At 69.3% G+C, this 18,608-nt stretch carries 9 protein-coding genes; 2 read left to right on the forward strand and 7 right to left on the reverse strand.

Annotation, left to right across the window (positions count from 1 at the left end; all coding sequences use genetic code 11):
- Positions 1–136 precede the first annotated feature (136 nt).
- From K4L06_RS18720 to K4L06_RS18730, 3 genes are all read right to left on the reverse strand, one after another.
- Positions 137–1,177, reverse strand: coding sequence for a hypothetical protein (locus tag K4L06_RS18720; RefSeq protein ID WP_221672836.1), 1,041 nt, complete (start codon positions 1,175–1,177; stop codon positions 137–139).
- Positions 1,178–1,259: 82 nt separating this feature from the next.
- The gene (locus K4L06_RS18725; RefSeq protein WP_221672837.1) at positions 1,260–2,261 is read right to left on the reverse strand and encodes a hypothetical protein; all 1,002 of its coding nucleotides are present in this window, start codon (positions 2,259–2,261) and stop codon (positions 1,260–1,262) included.
- An 83-nt stretch (positions 2,262–2,344) separates the two neighbouring features.
- Entirely contained in the window at positions 2,345–7,294 is a 4,950-nt protein-coding gene (locus K4L06_RS18730) for an alpha-2-macroglobulin (RefSeq protein WP_221672838.1), read from the reverse strand.
- Positions 7,295–7,680: 386 nt separating this feature from the next.
- Between K4L06_RS18730 and K4L06_RS18735 the strand changes: the two genes are divergently transcribed.
- Both K4L06_RS18735 and K4L06_RS18740 read left to right on the forward strand, forming a co-directional pair.
- Positions 7,681–9,414, forward strand: coding sequence for a S8 family serine peptidase (locus tag K4L06_RS18735; protein WP_221672839.1), 1,734 nt, complete (start codon positions 7,681–7,683; stop codon positions 9,412–9,414).
- A 733-nt stretch (positions 9,415–10,147) separates the two neighbouring features.
- The gene (locus K4L06_RS18740) at positions 10,148–12,064 is read left to right on the forward strand and encodes a M4 family metallopeptidase (RefSeq protein ID WP_221672840.1); all 1,917 of its coding nucleotides are present in this window, start codon (positions 10,148–10,150) and stop codon (positions 12,062–12,064) included.
- 297 nt (positions 12,065–12,361) lie between these two features.
- Here the strand turns inward: K4L06_RS18740 and K4L06_RS18745 are convergent, their stop codons facing one another.
- The 4 genes from K4L06_RS18745 to mtnA form a co-directional block, all read right to left on the reverse strand.
- Positions 12,362–12,718, reverse strand: coding sequence for a DUF1428 domain-containing protein (locus tag K4L06_RS18745; protein WP_221673687.1), 357 nt, complete (start codon positions 12,716–12,718; stop codon positions 12,362–12,364).
- A gap of 463 nt (positions 12,719–13,181) precedes the next feature.
- Positions 13,182–13,790, reverse strand: coding sequence for a YceI family protein (locus K4L06_RS18750; RefSeq protein WP_221672841.1), 609 nt, complete (start codon positions 13,788–13,790; stop codon positions 13,182–13,184).
- 311 nt (positions 13,791–14,101) lie between these two features.
- Positions 14,102–16,801 (reverse strand): DNA gyrase subunit A, encoded by a 2,700-nt coding sequence (gene gyrA, locus K4L06_RS18755; protein ID WP_221672842.1) that lies wholly within the window; start codon positions 16,799–16,801, stop codon positions 14,102–14,104.
- A 668-nt stretch (positions 16,802–17,469) separates the two neighbouring features.
- Positions 17,470–18,525, reverse strand: a complete 1,056-nt coding sequence (mtnA, locus tag K4L06_RS18760) for an S-methyl-5-thioribose-1-phosphate isomerase (protein WP_221672843.1) — start codon at positions 18,523–18,525, stop codon at positions 17,470–17,472.
- Between the last annotated feature and the right edge of the window lie 83 nt (positions 18,526–18,608).

Below are 18,608 nucleotides of genomic sequence, written 5' to 3' on the forward strand. Positions count from 1 at the left end.
GCGCTGCGCAACGACGCTGGAGACGCCGGCCCGCCCTCAGCGCCGGCCGCGCTCTACGGCTGCGCGCCGCACGGCCCGCGGCGAGCGCGCTGGCGGCGGCGATGCCCTGCCGCCTCGCCTGCGCCGGCCGCGGCGCTCAGCCCGCGGTGTTGATCGCGACGATGTCCAGCTTGCCCTCGCTGAGCAACAGCACCAGGTTCTGGCCGCCGTCGCCCTGGCTCTGGGCCACGTCGACGCGGGCATCGATGATCCGGTCGCCATTGCCCTCTTCGCGGTCCTCGTCCGGGTCGAAGACGATGTTCAGGCTGTACTTCTCGCCGTCCGGCGCCGGCGTCACCACCCCGTGGCCGCCGGCGGAATCGCGCTTGAGCGGCTTGGCGACGGTGGCGGCGATCGCCGCGGCGTACAAGTTGGCGCGATCCTTCGGGAACAGATCCTGGTAGTGGGCCTGGGCCGTGGCGCGGTCGATCTTGCCGCCGGTCTTCTTCGCCACCGCCTCCAGCGGGGTGTCGTAGATCGGCCAATAGGTGACGTCGAGCGGGAAGCGCAGCGCGTCCAGCACCACGCCGCGGTCGCCGGACGCGAACGCCGCACCCAGCGGCTTGAGCAGCTTGACCACGCGCTGTTCGACGGTCTCGTGGCCGACCTGGGCCAGGCCCTTGCCGTCCCAGGCATAGACGTAATAGCCGACCGTCTTGGGCCGCGCGGCGCTGCAGATGTCGGGCTCTTCGACGTAGAGCTTGCCGTGTTCGATCTTGCGCGCGAACGCGCAGTAGTCCGGCAGGCCCGCCTGCGGCAGCAACTGCGCGCCCTGCGGACGCGACATCGCCACCGCCAGGCGCCAGTTCGCGGCCATGGTCGCGTCGGGCGTGCCCTCGCCGTAGCCGATCACGACATCGTCGATGCCGTCGCCGTCGAGGTCGCCGAGCAGATGGGTATGGCCCAGGCGTTGGAAATCCGGTTCGGTCTTGCGCAGCGCGGCGAAGGCGCGTTCGGCGATCTGCTGTTGGGTCAAAGCTGGCGCGGCGGCCGCAGCGCCGGTCGCCGTCGCCGCGGTCGCGTTGGCGGCCGCATCGGCTTGCGCCGGTGCGGCGGTCGCGGCCTGTCCGCCGCCCTCACAGGCGCCCAGGCCGAGGATCAGGGCCAATGTCGGAATCAGCGCGGGGGAATGTCGCATGTTCGCTCCTTGCGTTCGTTGCCTTCGTTGCCCGCTCGGGCCGCGGCGACTGGCCGCGGCACGGGCGAAGCGGGAGAAATCCTTACTCGCTTTCGCTGTCGAAACCGCTGTGGTCGAGCAGGTACAGCCGGCCCTGGATCAGCAGGAACCGGACCGAGTAGCCGACCCCGTCGCCCTGCGGCCATTCCAGCGTGGCGACTGCGTCGTTGACCGTGTCGCCGGCGCCGAGTTCGGCCAGTTCGCCTTCCGGTTTCAGGTTCACGTGCAGCTTGCGCTCGCCGCGCGCTCCGCCGGGCGACGCCAGCGCCCGGGTCGCCACGAGCTCGTTGTCGCCGGAGCGCCGGAAGCTCTGCTCCGACAGCGCCTCGACCGCGGCGATGAACTCGGCCCGGCGCGCAGCGTCGTCGAACAGCGGATCCGGCGCGCCCGGCGCTTCTCCGGCCGCGACCGGGCCCGGGCGCAGGAACGCGGCCGCGTCGGCGCTGCGGCCGCTGCGCAGCGCCTGGGCCAGTTCGCCCAACTGGGCCTGGATCTGCTCCTCGTTGGAGCGCTCGGCGACCAGGCGCAGCCCCTGCCCGGTCCATTCGTATTCGTAATGAGCGTCGGTGCGCGGGAACGGAATCATGCAGGCTTCCAGCGAATCGACCTGCAGCCGGCCGCGCTCGATGCCGCGTACGGCCGCGCAGTAGCGGAACAAATCCGGCTCGTCGCGCTGCAGTTCCAGGCCGGCGTCGCGCATCAGCAGCACCCGCACGTTGTTGGCGATGTGGCGCATCGCGCCTTCCTCGCCGATGCCGTATTCGACCGCGACGTCGTCGCGGCCGTCGCGGTCCAGGTCGCCGAAGGCGAACTGGGTGTAGTAGTCGTCGAAGTCCGGATCGTCCTGGCGCAACACCGCTTCGGCGGCCGCCTGCAGCGGCGGCACCGGCGCCGGAGCGACCGCTTCGGCCTGCGCCGGTCCGGGCTGCGGCGGATCGGCGGTGGCCACCGCCTCCGTGGGTTCTGCCGGCGGCGGCACCGGAGCGCTGCCGAGCGCACCGGCATCGGAGCGCGCGCAGGCGCTCAGCCCCAGCGACAAGGCCAACAGGCCGGCCGCGACGCACGCCTGCGGCGCGCGCGACGGCGCGACGGGAAGCGCGCGGCCTCCCGTCGCCGATTTCGCCGCGGTCACGGCTGGCGTACCGTCAGCGCCGACGGCACCGCCTTGCCGACCCCGCGCAGGTCGGGACGGTACATGTCCTCGACCAGCGACGGCGGCACCGTGTAGGTGCCCGGCGTCACCGCGCGCACCAGGTAGAACACCCGCGCGGTCTGGTTCTGCTCCAGCTTCAGCGCGGCCACATAGCGGTCGTCGCGGAACTCCTCGTGGCGCACTTCGGCGGCGCTGCCGCGCTCGGAGATTTCGATCCCGTCCACGACCACGCCGGCCCATTGCTTGGCGTCGCCGAGGTTGAAGTTCTCGATCTCCAGGCCTGCCGGCAGCAGGTCGGTCAGCAGCGCGTCGGGCATGGCGCGGTGGGCCTTGATCGTGACCTGGACGATCAAGGCCTCGCCCTCGACCAGGCTGCCGCCGCTCCAGTCCTTGCCCTCGGTGGTGTAGTACTTGCGCCCGACCTCGATCTGCGAGGCGTCGGGCGCCGGCGCGCTGCGCGGCACGCCGGCCACTTCCATGCTCGCGTACAGCGGCGGCTGGCCGGTCGGGGCGAAGCTGACCCCGCGCGCCAGGGCGGCGTAGTCGAACAGGCGCCCGATCAGCTTGCCCGGATCGGCGTCGGAGCCGACCTCGCCGACGTTCCAGCGGCCGCCGATCTGCTTGCCCTGGTCGGCCATCAAGGCCTTGCCCAGGCGCGCCAGCGCGACCTGCTCCTGGGTGCTCAGCCACAGCCAGCCGCTGTTGCGGCGGGCGTCGAGCTCGCGCCCCATCGCCACGCTGCGCGCGTCGTACTCCGGCCGCGCCAGCTTGTGCTCGTGGACCAGGGCGATCATCAGCGCGTCGTCGCGCAGGCGGCTGCCGTAGTCGCCCAGGTACTCCGGACGATCGCTGGCGTCGCGGGCGAAACCTTCCTTGATCGCCTTGGCGCCGCGGGTCTTGTCGCCCTGCAGGCTCAAAGCCAGGCCCAGGTGGACCAGCGGCAGGCCGGTCAGGCTGTTCTTGCGGTCGTTGTCGTACAGCGCACGCAAGGTGCCCAGCGGCGCCCGGTTGACCCGCGCCAGCACATAACCGGCCTGGGCCTGGTAGGCGAACTTGAGATGCTCGCGGCGATCGTAGCCGTAGAACGAGGCATTGCCCGAGAGCAGGTCCTCATTGAGCACCTTCAGCGCCTTCTGCAGCATGGTCTCCGGCACGGCGAAGCCGCCGTCGCGGGCGTCGAGCAGGAACTCGACGATGTACGGGGTCAGGCCCGGATTGACGTAGTCGCCGTCGCCCCACATCGAGAAGTGGCCGGAGCCGATCTGCATCGCCGCCAGGCGACCGAACGCGCCTTCCATGCGCGCGCGCCGCTGCTTGGCGTCCAGGCCCTTGGCGCCGAGCATCTTGGCTGTGGCTTCGTCGAGCTCGAGCGCGGCGTAACCCTTGCTGGTGGTCTGCTCGGCGCAGCCGTAGGGGTACTCCAGCGCGCCCTGCAGCGCGCTGGCGAACGGAATCGGCGGCAGCGCACTGACCACCATGCGGGCGTTGACCGAGTCCGGCATCAGGCCCTCGGCCAGGTCGGCGCCGAGCTGGACCGCGCCCAGCTCGTCCAGCACCCGGGTGCGCGAGCGCAGCACCGACGGCCAGGCCGGGCGCACCGGCACGTCGTAGCGGCGGTCGACCTGATAGCCGTTGCCGTCGACCCGCACCCGCACCTGGGCGGTGGTATAGCCCTCGCGGGCGACGACCGGGAAAGTCAGGGTCTTCTTCGCCTCGACCCCGAGAGTGAGCTTGCGTTCGCCCTCGCTCAGCGCCAGCGGACCGATGCCTTCGACCTTGACCGAGAACTCGCCCGGCTTGCCGGTGAAGTTCTGCACGTCCAGGGTCACGTTGCTCTTGTCGCCCGGCGCCAGCACCCGCGGCGTGCTCGCCTCGGCCAGCACCGGCGCGCGCACCACGGTTTCGGCGTCGCGGTTGCCGTAGCTGCCGCCGGCATAGACCAGCGCCGACACGCGCAAGGTGCCGTTGAAGTCGGGCACGCGCAGCTTGACCCGCGCGTTGCCCTTGGCGTCGAGCTTGACCGGCCCGGCGAACAGGTCGACGGTCTGCACCCGCGCGGTCGGACGCCGCGCCTGCGGCAAGGCAAGCAGGGCCATGTCGCCGCCGAAGCGGATCTTGGCGGTGTCGCCCTCGTAGCTTTCGATCACCCGGCCGTAGACGTCGTAGCTGTCGACGCCGAGGCGGCGCTGGGCGAAGAAATGCGCGGCCGCGTCCGGCACCGCGAAGCGGGTGATGTTGAGGATGCCCAGGTCGACCGCGGACACGGTGACGTAGGCGTCCTTGCCGGCCAGCTGCGGCGCGCTGACGGTGACCGGCAGGTCCTGCTCGGGCCGCATCAGCTTGGGCACGTTGAGGCCGACCGCGACCTTGCGCGCGCGCCGGTCCATCGGCACGTGGGCGACGCCGACCGCGCGCGCCGGGGTGATCTTGCTCGGCGCGCTGCCGCCGCGGAACACCAGCGCGGTGACGTAGACGTCGTGGCGCTCCCAGTCGGCGGTGACCGGAATCTCGAACTTGCTGCCGGCCTTGGCCTGGATCTCCTGCACGTACAGCATGCGGTCGGTTTCGACCATCAACAGGCCCGGGCCCTCGTGCGGCGGGGTCAGGGTCACCTGCAGGGTGTCGCCGGCCTGGTAGCCGGTCTTGTCCAGGGCCAGCTTGACCTTGTCCGGGCGCGCGTCGAGGCCGCGGTTCTGGTCGTCCCAGCTCCAGCCGGCGCGGAACGGATAGCGCGTGGTCAGGCGCGTCGCCGGGTCGTAGACGTCGAGCCGGTACTCGCCCCATTCGACCGGGAAATCGATCTTCTGCGGCGCGGCGCCGGCGTCGAGGGTGCGCACCTGCACATCCTCGTAGCGGCGGGTGAAGTCGTAGTCCCAGCCGCCGTCGTCGTCGTGGTTCCAGTGGTAATCGCGGTGCTCGCGTACCAGGGTCACGCGCAGGCCCTTGCCCGGGCGCGGCTTGCCGTCGCTGCCGACGCGGGCGATCTCGAAGCCGGCGTTGCTGTCGGTGGCGGCGCCGTCCTTGTCGTCGAACAGCGGGCGCACGCCGACCAGCGCATCGGCCGGCCACAGCACCCGCTTGAGGCTGCGGTTGACGCTGCGGCCGCCGGTCTCGTAGACGCTGCCGGTGACGATCGCGGCGATGGTGCTGACCGGCTTGGCCTCGTCCGGCAGGGCGATGTCCTGCTCCAGCTTGCCGTCCGCGCCGAGGGTGGTGTCGACCACGTCCTTGGCCTCCTTCGGCAGGCTCAGGGTCGGGTCGCCGAAGAAGTAGCCGGGCAGTTGTTCCAGCGGGTGCTGTTCGACCGTCACCGCGAGCTTGGCGGTGAAGCGGTTGCCGGCCGCGGGCGCGCCGTACAGATAGGCCGCATCGACGCCGAGCTTGAAAGGCTGGCCCGGGCGCAGCACCTCCGGCGCCTTCAGGTCGAGCTTGAGCCGCTCGGGCAGGAATTCCTCGATCCGCAGGGTCATGCCCTGCACCGCTTCCTTGCTCGCCGGGTCGGTGCGGAACTCGACCCGCCAGCGGCCGGTGGCGGCGTCGGCCGGAATCGCCTGGGCGTGACGCACATAGCCCTGCGGGTCGGGCTGCAGGCGGGTTTCCAGGAAGGTCTTGCCGTCCGGCTGGACGTAGCGCAGGAACACCGGCTGCAAGGGCTTGCCCTTGGTGTCGACCGGCTTGCCGTCCTGGTCGCGCAACAAGGCCGACAGGCGCACGGTCTCGCCGGGGCGATACAGGTCGCGCCCGGACCAGGCGAACACGTCGAACCAGGCCTGCTCGCGGCCGGCGACGGCGAACTCGGACAGGTCCAGCGCCGGCTGGTTGAACGGCAGCATCGACACGTCGCTGCCGCGCTGGGCGATCAGCACGTGGCCGGCATCAAGCCGGTAGCCGAGCATGGCGTTGCCGTTGCGGTCGGTCTCGCCCTTCAGCGCCGGCTCGCCCTGGGCGTTGAGCACTTTCAGCTCGACCCCGCCGACCGCCTTGCCGGTTTCCAGCGAGGCGACGTGGACGAACAGCTTGTCCTTGTAGGCGCGGGCGTGCAGGCCGAGGTCGCTGACGGTGAAGAACGCGGTCTCGAACTCGTCCTTGAACTGGCCGGCGCGCTTCATCACCGCGAAGTACAGGCCCGGCTCCTGCAGTTCCTTGATGTCCTGCAGCGGCAGGTAGGTCAGCACCCGCTCGTTGGGCTTGCCGCCGAGCACGAAGCGGTTGACGTAGACCGGTTCGGCCAGCTTGGACAGCGGCTTCTTGTCGTCCCAGTCGCGCTCCAGCTCCCAGCTGCCGCGGCGGCCGCCGCGCTGGTACTCGGCGAAGAACTTGGGCAGTTCCTTTTCCTTGACCCGCAGGAACTCGACGTCGACCTCGGGCACGTTGATCGACACCACCGGCAGGCCGCGGCTGTCGCGCGCCGGCAGCACGCTGCCCTGCGAGGCGAAACCGACCACCGGCTCCAGCGGCCCGGTGTAGACCTCCTTGCGAATTTCCTGGCCGATCCGGTCGCCGGCCGCGGCGGTCAGCCCGGCCTTGATCGTGACCACGTAGTCCTTGCTCGCCTCCACGTGCGGGAAGCGCAGGATCTTGCCGTCGTCGTCCAGCACCCAGCTGCCCTGCACCGCCGCGCCGTTCTTGTCGGCGACCGCGATCAGCTCGTCGAAGCTCTGGGTGCCGACCAGCGGCTGGCTGAATTCCAGGGCGATCGCCAGTTCGTCGCGCTTCTGGTCCGGATAGGCGGCGACCAGGCCGAAGCCCTTGACCGCTTCGCGCTTGGCCTGGATCGCCTCGCCGCTGGTTTCCGGCAACTGGCCGGCGCTGTCGCGCTTGCAGCCGGCGACCAGCGCGGTCGCGGCGATCAGCAGCGCGGCCAGGCCGCGGGTGGCGCAGCGCCAGGCGCTGCGGGGCGGCGTCGGCCGCGGGTAAGGTTGCATCGGGGATCCGTCCTGGCCGTGCGAGCGCATCGTGCGTGTCCTTGCAGAAACTGCGACGAGTATAGAGCGGGCTTGGTGATCGACAACCGTCGGCAGCCGTCCGCCCGAACGATCGCTGACGATCGGTTAAGGCCGTCGCGCCCGTTGTCGGTTCGACTGCCGTCACTGAACGCATTCGCGCCCGCACAACGGCCGCCGACTTGGCACCGGCGTCACTGCCGCTCCGATCCGCCCTGCCTAGACTGCGCGCCGTCTTGGCGACCCGGATCGACGTCGCCACCGGGATTCGCGACGCGCAAGGGATTGCCGTACTCGCCCGCTGCCTGTCTGCGAATGGATGCCCGCGCCTCGCGGGACTGCACCATCCACTCAAAGGGATACCACCCATGACCGGCACCACCGTCCGTCGTTCCCTGCACCGCAGCGCCCTCGCCGTCGCCACCGCCGGCGCCTTGTTCCTCAGTCTGCCCGCCGCCGCCGGCCAGGCCGACCTCAGCGGCCTTTCCTCCGGCGAGCGTTACGACCGCTTCATCGTCAAGTACCAGGACGGCGCCGCCGAGCGCCGCGACCCGGCCGCGCGCCAGCGCGGGCTCGACGCCGCCGCCGGATCGGTCGGCGCCAGCATCGGCCGCGGCGTGAAACTGCGTCATCAACGGCGGATGGCCCTGGACTACGACGTGGTCGGCAGCGACCTCGCCCTCGACAGCGTCCAGGCCGCCGCCCTGCTGCGCCGCCTGGCCGCCGACCCGCAGGTCGAATCGGTCCAGGTCGATGCGCGCATGCAGGCCTTCGCCACCCCGAACGACCCGCTCTACCCGCAGCAATGGCACTACCACCACGCCGTCGGCGGCCTGCGCCTGCCCGGCGCCTGGGACCACGCCAACGGCAACGGCGTGGTGGTGGCGGTGATCGACAGCGGCTCGATCAGCCATGGCGACCTCAGCGGCAACCTGGTCGGCGGCTACGACTTCATCACCTCCACCAGCACCGGCGCCGGCGGCTCCGGCGACGGCAACGGCCGCGATCCGGATCCGACCGACGTCTCCAACGTCCAGCACGGCAACCACGTCGCCGGTACCGTCGCGGCGGTCAGCAACAACGGCAACGGCGTCGCCGGCGTCGCCTACGGCGCCAAGGTGCAGCCGCTGCGGGTGCTCGGCAACGGCGGCTACGGCAGCCTGTCGGACATCGCCGACGCCATCGTCTGGGCCTCCGGCGGCGCGGTTCCGGGCGTGCCGGCCAACCCGACCCCGGCCAAGGTCATCAACCTCAGCCTGGGCGGCAGCGGCGTCTGCGACGCGGTCTATCAGAACGCGATCAACGGCGCGGTGTCGCGCGGCACCACGGTGGTGATCGCCGCCGGCAACAGCAACGGCAACGTGTCCGGCTTCCGTCCGGCCAACTGCGCCAACGTGGTCGCGGTCGCCTCCACCGACATCGGCGGCAATCGCGCGGTCTATTCGAACTACGGAGCCGGCATCGACGTCTCCGCGCCCGGCGGCGAGACCGCGGTCGCCAGCGAAGGCGTGCTGTCCACCGTCGGCGGCGGCGGTTACGCCTGGTACCAGGGCACCTCGATGGCCGCGCCGCACGTGGCCGGCGTCGCCGCGCTGATCCTCAGCCGCGCAAACAAGACCCCGGCCGAGATCGAGGCCATCCTCAAGAACACCGCCCGCCCCCTGCCCGGCTCCTGCAGCGGCGGTTGCGGCACCGGCATCGTCGACGCCGCCGCCGCGGTCGGCTCCACCCTGCCGCCGCCGACCTTCCCCGGTCCGACCGCCTGCGGCCGCCTGCTGCCCGGCCAGGGCATCAACAACAACACCTCGCTGGCCTCCTGCGACGGCCGCTTCAGCCTGGCCATGCAGAGCGACGGCAACCTGGTGATCTATACCCAGGGCGGCCAGGCCCTGTGGTCCTCGATCACCGCCGGCTACGGCCCGAGTTCGGCGATCCTGCAGACCGACGGCAACTTCGTCATCTACAACAGCACCCGCGCGACCTGGAGCAGCAACACCCACGGCCTGGCTTCGGCCCAGTTGCTGATGCAGAACGACGGCAACGTGGTGATCTACACCGCGGCCGGCGTGCCGCTGTGGCATACCGGCACCGGCGGCCACTAAGCCGGTCCGTTCCACCCTCGACCCGCGGCCTGCGCCGCGGGTCTTCTTTTTTGTGCCGACGCCGGCGGTACGAGCCGCCGGCGCGGACTCGCCCCCGCTGGCGCCCGGCTTTTCGCCCGCTCATGCCCAAAGATAATGATCGCGGCCTGCGAGGACGATTGCAGAATCGCCCGGACCCGCATCACAACCGCCCCTGGAAACTCGCTCGGATTCGGAAACTGCGACATCGCGCGAATCCGGCGCGCCCCCAGCCAAGCGTGCCTTGGTGCGGAAAACCGCGCAAAAACCGCACAAATCCGCTCGCGATCACATTCGAAAATCCGATCCGTTGCATAACCGGGCGCGCAGCGGACGCAATACATTGCTGCGGCGCAGCATATTATTCGAAACATTATTACACCCGCTTCGCGCGACAAAACCCAACCGCCAAACCGCGCAAAGCCGATGACAGAACGATTTCAGACGAAATCATGTTGCGGCGCAGCCCGCACAGGTCGCATTCGCTATGTGACCTCCGTAGCCGCCGTTGACGGCTTTTTCGCCCCGCCCCTAGCGTGCCGTCCGCCGCGCGACGCGTCAGCGCGGTATCCGCACGAGGTTCGCCAGCGCTGGCGCCAAGGCAGGGACTGCCATGCGCGTCGTCGCGCGACGGGCTACGGGGGAGCGGATGCACGAGCAATGAGAGCCGGCCGCGCCCGCGGCCTCCATCCAACTCGTTTCGGGGGTTACACCAGTGAATCGCTACGTATCGCCGAGCCTGCATGCCCTGTCCTTCGCCCTGTCGCTCGCTCTCGTCTCCGGCGCCGCCGGCGCGGCCCAGCGCGTGGACCTGCACAGCAAGGACGTCGCCAAGCTCAACCAGCAGTACCGTGCCGCCGTCGCCAAGTCCGGCGCCGCCGCCAAAGCCAACGTGCGCCACGCCGAACTGATCGCGCTCGACGCCGACTCCTCGCTGGTCCAGCTCAAGAGCAGCCAGGACGGCAACGGCGCGCGCAACTACCGCTATCAGCAGACCTTCCGCGGCGTGCCGGTGTTCGGCGAGCACGTGGTGGTCAGCGAAGACGCCCAGGGCAACGTGCGCACCCTGTTCGGCCGCTCGGTCGAAGGCCTGGCCGCCGAACTGCCGGCCACCGCGCCGAAGCTGAGCTCGGCCCAGGCGCTGAGCGTGGCCAAGAGCGCCGTGCTGGGCAAGCGCGCCTCGGCGCTGCAGACCCGCAACGAAAGCAGCCGTCAGATGATCTACATCGACGACAACGGCCGCGCCCACATGGCCTACGTGGTCAACTACTTCGCCGACGCCGCCAAGGGCGGCGAGCCGACCCGTCCGTTCGTCGTCGTCGACGCCAACAGCGGCAAGGTTCTCAAGCAGTGGGAAGGCCTGAACCACGCCCTGATCGGCACCGGCCCGGGCGGCAACCAGAAGACCGGCCAGTACGAATACGGCACCAACTACGGCTACAACGATGTCGCGCAGAGTGGCAGCACCTGCACGATGAACAACACCAACGTGAAGACCGTGAACCTCAATCACGGCACCAGCGGCAGCACGGCGTTCTCGTACACCTGCCCGCGCAACACGGTCAAGACCATCAACGGCGCCTACTCGCCGCTGAACGACGCGCATTACTTCGGCAAGGTCGTGTTCGACATGTACAACAGCTACGTCGGCCTGCCGCCGCTGACGTTCCAGCTGACCATGCGCGTGCACTACAGCAACAGCTACGAGAACGCGTTCTGGGACGGCTCGGCGATGACCTTCGGCGACGGCGCCACGCGCTTCTACCCGCTGGTCAGCCTGGACGTGTCGGCGCACGAAGTCTCGCACGGCTTCACCGAGCAGCAGTCGGGCCTGATCTACTCCGGCCAGTCGGGCGGCATCAACGAAGCCTTCTCCGACATCGCCGGCGAAGCGGCCGAGTTCTTCATGAAGGGCAGCAACGACTACCTGGTCGGCGCGCAGATCTTCAAGGCCACCGGCGCGCTGCGCTACATGGACGACCCGACCCGCGACGGCCGTTCGATCGGCCACGCCAGCAACTACACCAGCGGCATGGACGTGCATTACTCGTCCGGCGTGTACAACCGCGCGTTCTACCTGCTGTCGAAGAAGGCCGGCTGGGATACGCCGAAGGCGTTCAAGGCCTTCGCCAAGGCGAACAAGGACTACTGGACCCCGAGCACCGACTTCAACAACGGCGCCTGCGGCGTCGAGAAGGCGGCCACCGACCTGGGCTACACCGTGGCCGACGTCTCCGACGCGTTCCTGACCGTCGGCGTCGACTGCCCCGGCGGCCCGGGCCCGGGTCCGGGCACCACGTACACCAACGGCACCGACTACGCGATCAACGACAACGCCACCGTCGACAGCCCGATCACGGTCTCCGGCCGTACCGGCAACGCGCCGACCAACGCCTCGGTCTCGGTGAACATCATCCACACCTACCGCGGCGACCTGAAGGTCGACCTGGTGGCGCCGGACGGTTCGCTGTACAACATCACCAACCGCAGCGGCGGCAGCGCCGACAACGTCACCGGCACCTACACGTTCAACCTCTCCAGCGAACCGCTCAACGGCACCTGGAAGCTGCGCGTGAACGACAACGCCAACCTCGACACCGGCCGCATCGATACGTGGAGCATCACGTTCTGATCGCAGCAGGCGTTTAGCGACGCGAACCAAAAGAAACCCCGGCTTCGGCCGGGGTTTCTTTTCGGGATTCGGGATTCGGGATTCGGGATCAGGGATCAGGGATCAGGGATTGGGGCTGGGATCGAGGTTGGGGTTCTGCGCCTGGGAACTTCGCTGAATCACGAGCGCCCTCGCGCTTGCGCAAGCCCACGCTTCCCCCCTTTGAAAAAGGGGGGTCAGGGGGGATTTGCTCTTGCTCTTGCTCTTGCTGTTGCTCTTGCTCGCCCGCAAAAAACGAAGCGGCCGCAGCCCCTCGCCTCAGAACCGAACGATCGGCTTGAACCCGCCGAAAATCATCCGTTTCATGTCGAACGGCATCGCCTCCGGCGCCATCCCGTCCAGGCGCGGATCCTTCATCACCAGCGCATTGACCTTGTCGCGATGCTTGCGCGACTTGAACACGATCCATGAGAACGCCACCGTCTCGTCCGGCTTGAGCTTCACGCTCTGCGGAAACGAGGTGGTTTTTCCCGGCTTGACGTCGTCGGCGATCGTTTCGACGTACTGCAACGCGCCATGCTCCATCCAGATCTTGCCGGCCTTGCGCGCCAGCTTGCGGTAGGCCGCGACATTGGCCTTCGGCACCGGCAGGACATAACCATCGACGTAGCTCATCACTCCTCCGATCGGGGGCATCCCCGTAGTCAGGAACCGGACGGCGCCGCCGCATCGGGCGCCGCCGTGCATCGCCACCATAGCGCCATGCGCCGGTGCCGGCCGCGAACTGCGGCACAGCAACGCTGGTAAGGGTGGCTCGTCTCAACGACGAACCAAGCCGGCGAAATTCGACATGCCGTTGCCCCTATGGAAACGGTGTCCAGCGGGATTTCCTCCGGTCATGAGCGGCGACCGCCGCCGTGCGTGGCGAAAGCGCACCAGCCGAAGCCCGGAAACCGCATCGCTTCGGGCGGCCGGAGCCTACTGTCGGGTCTTCGGATGGTGCGCTTGCGACCGCTGCTGCGGCTGTCGCGGCTCTGACCGGAGGAAATCCCGCGGGACGCCGCTCCTACAAAGGCCGACGCGCCTCATAGCAAAACGCCGCCCGCAGGCGGCGTTTTCTGAATGCGCGAATCGCGGTTCATTCGCTGGTTTTCGCCTCGGCCTTCGCATCGGCTTTAGCCACCGCCTCGACCTGAATGCGCAGGGTCACGCCCATGTCGAAGCCCCAGTCCTTGCCCGCATCCATGCCGAACTGGTCGCGCTGGAACTGCGCGCTGGCGTCGGCGCCGCACAGCTCGCGCTTGAGCCTCGGATGCGGCATGCACTTGAACTTGTTGATCTTCAGTTCCACAGGCCTGGTCACCCCGCGCAGGGTCAACTCGCCGACCGCCTTGGTCGGCGCGCCGTTCTCGAAGCCGGCCAGCTTGCCCTTGTAGATCGCGGTCGGGAACTTGGCGGTATCGAACAGGTCCGGCTTGTTGGCGTGCTCGTTCATTCCGTCGTGGCCGAAGTCGATGCTGGCGGTGTCGACCACGATCTCGACCGTGCCGGTACCGGCCTGCTTGTCCAGCACCACGCTGCCCTTGGACTTGTTGAACTTGCCGCGCCACACCGACACGCCCATGTGGTCGGCTTCGAAGCTCGGATAGGTATGGCTGGGATCGATCTCGTAGGTCGTCGGCGCGGCCGTCGCGGCGCCGGCGGCGAAGACGAACGGGGTCGCAAGGCAAAGCGCGAGCTGGTTCATGGGGCAGTCCCGTGGCGGAAGTCGCAGCACGCTAGCACCGCGCCGACGCTCGCCGCAATCGCGCCTCACCGTAGGAGCGACGTACTACGGGATTTCCCTACGGTCATAAGCCGCGACAGCCAAAGCGCTTTACCCAGGCGCAAGATCCGAAGCCCGGATGCCCCGGATCATCGACGCCGTATGCATGACCTTCGGAAGCGACGCTCACGTAAACCGCTTCGGCTGTCGCGGCTCACGCCGCTCCTACAAGAGTTCGACCGCAACGAAAAACGCCGCCCGAAGGCGGCGTTTTTCGCGATCACGCTACGCCATCAGGCCTCCGGCGCCGGCGATTCCGCCGCCGGATGGGTCGCGGCTTCGTCCGCCGCGATCGCCGGCTCGCCCTCGCCGCCCTCTTCGGCCTCGTCCAGCGAGGCGTCGACGCGTTCGATGGTCTGCAGGCTCTCGCCTTCCGACAGCCGCATCAGGGTCACGCCCTGGGTGTTGCGGCCGACCTGCGAGATCTCGGCGGCGCGGGTGCGCACCAAGGTGCCGCCGTCGGAGATCATCAGCACTTCGTGATGATCGCTGAGCTGGATCGCGCCGACCAGGGCGCCGTTGCGCTCGGTGGTCTTCAACGCGATCACGCCCTGGGTGCCGCGGCCCTTGCGCGGGTATTCCTCGATCGCCGTGCGCTTGCCGTAACCGCGCTCGCTGGCGGTGAGGATGTCGCCGTCGCCGTCGACCACCACCAGGCTCACCACCACCGTGCCGCTGTCGTTCGGCGCGTCGGCGGCCTCGGCATCGCCCTCGGGCGCGGCCGCGTCGTCGGCGTCGGAGTCGCTGGCCGCGAGCAGGCGCATGCCGCGCACGCCGCCGGCAGTACGGCCCATCGGCCGCACGGTCGACTCGGCGAAGCGCGAGGCGCGGCCGTTGGAGGCGAACAGCATCACGTCGCGCGCGCCGTCGGTCAGGGCCACGTCGACCAGGGCGTCGCCCTCGTCGAGGTTGATCGCGATCTTGCCGCGGGCGAGCTTGAACGCGAACTCGGTCAGCGGGGTCTTCTTGACCCGGCCGTTGCGGGTGGCGAAGAACACGAAATGGTTTTCGTCGTAGCTGCGCACCGGCAGCACCGCCTGCACCTGCTCGCCGGCTTCCAGCGCCAGCCAGTTGATGATCGGGCGGCCGCGCGCGTTCGGCCCGGCTTCCGGCAGCTGGTGCACCGGCAGCCAGAACACCCGACCGGTGCTGGTGAAGGTCAGCAGCGTGTCGTGGGTGTTGACCAGCCACAGCTTGTCGATGAAATCCTCGTCCTTGGTCGCGGCGGCGTTGCGGCCCTTGCCGCCGCGCTTCTGCGCGCGGTAGGCGCTGACCGGCTGGCGCTTGGCGTAGCCGGCGTGGGACAGGGTCACCACCACGTCTTCCGGCGCGATCAGGTCGAGGATGTCGAGGTCTTCCTCGCTGGCGCGGATTTCGCTGCGGCGCTCGTCGCCGAATTCTTCCTTGAGGTTGCGCAGCTCGGTGCGGATGACGTCGAGCAGCACGTCCGGGTTCTCGAGGATCTCGATCAGGCCGCGGATCGCGTCGAGCAGCTGGCGGTACTCTTCGGTCAGCTTTTCCTGCTCCAACCCGGTCAGGCGGTGCAGGCGCATTTCCAGGATCTGGTTGGCCTGGACCTCGGTCAGCTGGTAGCGGCCGTCGGCGAAACCGACGCCCGGCGGCAGGTCTTCCGGACGCGAGGCCTCCGAACCGGCGGCGGCCAGCAGCGCGCCGACCAGGCCCGGTTCCCAGGTCTTGGCCAGCATGCGCTCGCGCGCTTCGTTCGGGTTCGCCGAGGTCTTGATCAGCTCGATCATCTCGTCGATGTTGGCGAGCGCGACCGTCAGGCCTTCCAAGATGTGCGCGCGCTGGCGCGCCTTGCGCAGTTCGAAGATGGTGCGGCGGGTCACCACCTCGCGGCGGTGGCGGACGAAGGCTTCCAGCACCTGCTTCAGGGTCAGCAGCTGCGGACGGCCGTCGACCAGGGCGACCATGTTGATGCCGAACACCGACTCCATCTGCGTCTGCTGATAGAGGTTGTTGAGCACCACTTCGGCCGACTCGCCGCGCTTGACCTCGATGAAGATGCGCATGCCGTCCTTGTCGGACTCGTCGCGCAGCTCGCTGATGCCTTCGAGCCTCTTCTCCTTGACCAGCTCGGCGATCTTCTCGATCAGGCGGGCCTTGTTGACCTGGTACGGGATCTCGGTGACGACGATCGCCTCGCGGCCGGTGTCCTGGTTGACCTCGATCTCGGCGCGCGCGCGCATGCGCACGCGGCCGCGGCCGGTGCGGTAGGCGGCGACGATGCCGGCGGTGCCGTTGATGATGCCCGCGGTCGGGAAGTCAGGGCCCGGGATGTGCGCCATCAGGCCGTCGACGTCGATCTCTGGCTCGTCGATCAGGGCAATGGTGGCGTTGACCACCTCGACCAGATTGTGCGGCGGGATGTTGGTCGCCATGCCGACCGCGATGCCGGCCGAGCCGTTGACCAGCAGGTTCGGCACCCGGGTCGGCAGGACCGTGGGCTCGAGTTCCTTTTCGTCGTAGTTGGGCTGGAAATCGACGGTTTCCTTGTCGATGTCGGCCAGCAACTCGTGGGTCAGGCGCGTCATCCGCGCCTCGGTGTATCGCATCGCCGCGGCGTCGTCGCCGTCGACCGAACCGAAGTTGCCCTGGCCGTCGACCAGCAGGTAGCGCAGCGAGAACGGCTGCGCCATGCGCACCAGAGTGTCGTACACCGACTGGTCGCCGTGCGGGTGGTACTTACCGATCACGTCGCCGACGATACGCGCCGACTTGAAGTGCGGCTTGTTGGCGTGCGTGCCGAGTTCGTTCATCGCGTACAGCACGCGACGATGCACCGGCTTGAGGCCGTCTCGCACGTCGGGGAGCGCGCGGCCGACGATCACGCTCATCGCGTAATCGAGGTAGCTGCGGCGCATCTCGTCTTCGAGATTGACCTGGATGATTTCCTTGGCGAGTTCGGCCATCAGGGTTCCGTTGCGGGCGGTGGTTCGACCGCCCCGCGCGGGCCTCGGCGTTCCGTGCGGAACGCCGAGGTGAAAGCCGAAAACAGCACCCCGGCGGGCCTGTCCTGCAGCTCGCTCGGGGCGGCATCAAAGAGACGGCAAATCATAGCACGAAACGCGGTCGCACAGGGGCGCGATTCCCACGCAGAAACAAGCACTTGGATGTGATTTTCAGCTGCGTTGCAGCATCGCGGCGCGGGCCGTGCGAAGCGGTGTCGTCCGAGCCTCGGCGAGGCGCGGCCGCACAGCCCGGCCGGGGTCGCTCCCGCGCAGGCAGGAACCCGGGCTTTAGCGAGGCATGGCGCTGAAGTCTCTGGATGCCCGCCTGCGCGGGCATGACGAGCCCAGGGGCCGCGACGAAACCCACCCGCCGTCGTTCCCGCGAACGCGGGAACCCAGGACTTCATCGAGGCAGGACGCTGAAGCTCTGGATGCCCGCGTGCGCGGGCATGACGGGTTTGGGCGAGAGCGCGACGAAACCCGCCTACCGTCGTTCCCGCGAACGCGGGAACCCAGGGCTTCATCGAGGCAGGACGCTGAAGTCGCTGGAAGCCCGCCTGCGCGGGCATGACGGGTTGGGGAGGAGCGCGGCGAAACCCGCCCGCCTCCGCTCCCGCGGGCGCGTCGGCTCAGCCGAAGGCGGCCTTCATCGCCGCCGCGTCCGGGCGCTCGATCACCCCGCGCTCGGTGACGATGGCGTCGATCAGCTCGTGCGGGGTGACGTCGAACACCGGATTCCAGGCGCCGACCCGTTCCGCCGCGGTGCGCTGGCCGCCGACCGCGAACAGTTCGCCGGGGTCGCGCTCTTCGATCTCGATCGCATCGCCGCTGGCGGTGTCCATGTCCACCGTCGACGACGGCGCGGCGACCATGAACTTGACCCCGTGGTGGCGGGCGGCGATCGCCAGCTGGTAGGTGCCGATCTTGTTGGCGGTGTCGCCGTTGGCGCAGATGCGGTCGGCGCCGACGATCACCCAGCGCACCTTGCCGCTCTTCATCAGGTGCGAGGCGGCGGCGTCGGCGATCAGGGTCGGGGCGATGCCGTCCTGCTCCAGCTCCCATACGGTCAGCCGCGCGCCCTGCAGCCAGGGCCGGGTCTCGCCGGCGAACACCTGCTCGATCCGGCCCTGGGCCACGCCGGCGCGGATCACGCCGAGCGCAGTGCCGAAGCCGGCGGTGGCCAGCGAGCCGGTGTTGCAATGAGTCAGCACGCCGCTGCCGGGCTCGATCAGCGCCGCGCCGAGCGCGCCCATGCGCCGGTTCGCGGCCAGGTCCTCGTCGGCGATGGCCTGGGCCTCGCGCTCCAGTAGCTCGCGCCAGTCGGCGCCGGCCGGCGCCAGCGCCCGGCGCATCCGCGCCAGCGCCCAGGCCAGATTGACCGCTGTCGGGCGCGCCGCATTGAGCCGCTGCATCGCCGGTTCGATCGCGGCCAAGGCTGCGGCGCCGTCGGTCGCGTCGATCGTGCGCGCCGCCAGCACCGTGCCCCAGGCAGCGGCGATGCCGATCGCCGGCGCGCCGCGCACGGTCAGGGCGTGGATCGCCGCGGCGACCGCGTCGCTGTCCTCGCAGCGCACGTATTCCACCGCGAACGGCAGCTTGCGCTGGTCGAGCAGTTCCAGGGCCTCGCCGGTCCAGCGGATCGGGCGGATGCGGTCGTAGCGGTCGAAATCGATGGCGTCGTTCATCCGGCTAGTTTAGCCGATGCGTGTTGCCGGCTTTAGCGAGGAGATGGCGGCTGGGAGGCAGCAGATGGGGACTGACGGAACCG

The organism is Lysobacter sp. BMK333-48F3 (genome assembly GCF_019733395.1).
Taxonomy (GTDB): Bacteria; Pseudomonadota; Gammaproteobacteria; order Xanthomonadales; family Xanthomonadaceae; genus Lysobacter.

Bases quoted from the DNA above. Each gene is read 5' to 3' on its own strand.
- K4L06_RS18720 (WP_221672836.1), bottom strand. From the start codon at position 1,177: ATGCGACATTCCCCCGCGCTGATTCCGACATTGGCCCTGATCCTCGGC.
- K4L06_RS18735 (WP_221672839.1), top strand. From the start codon at position 7,681: ATGACCGGCACCACCGTCCGTCGTTCCCTGCACCGCAGCGCCCTCGCC.
- K4L06_RS18750 (WP_221672841.1), bottom strand. From the start codon at position 13,790: ATGAACCAGCTCGCGCTTTGCCTTGCGACCCCGTTCGTCTTCGCCGCC.
- K4L06_RS18745 (WP_221673687.1), bottom strand. From the start codon at position 12,718: ATGAGCTACGTCGATGGTTATGTCCTGCCGGTGCCGAAGGCCAATGTC.
- K4L06_RS18730 (WP_221672838.1), bottom strand. From the start codon at position 7,294: ATGCAACCTTACCCGCGGCCGACGCCGCCCCGCAGCGCCTGGCGCTGC.
- mtnA (WP_221672843.1), bottom strand. From the start codon at position 18,525: ATGAACGACGCCATCGATTTCGACCGCTACGACCGCATCCGCCCGATC.
- gyrA (WP_221672842.1), bottom strand. From the start codon at position 16,801: ATGGCCGAACTCGCCAAGGAAATCATCCAGGTCAATCTCGAAGACGAG.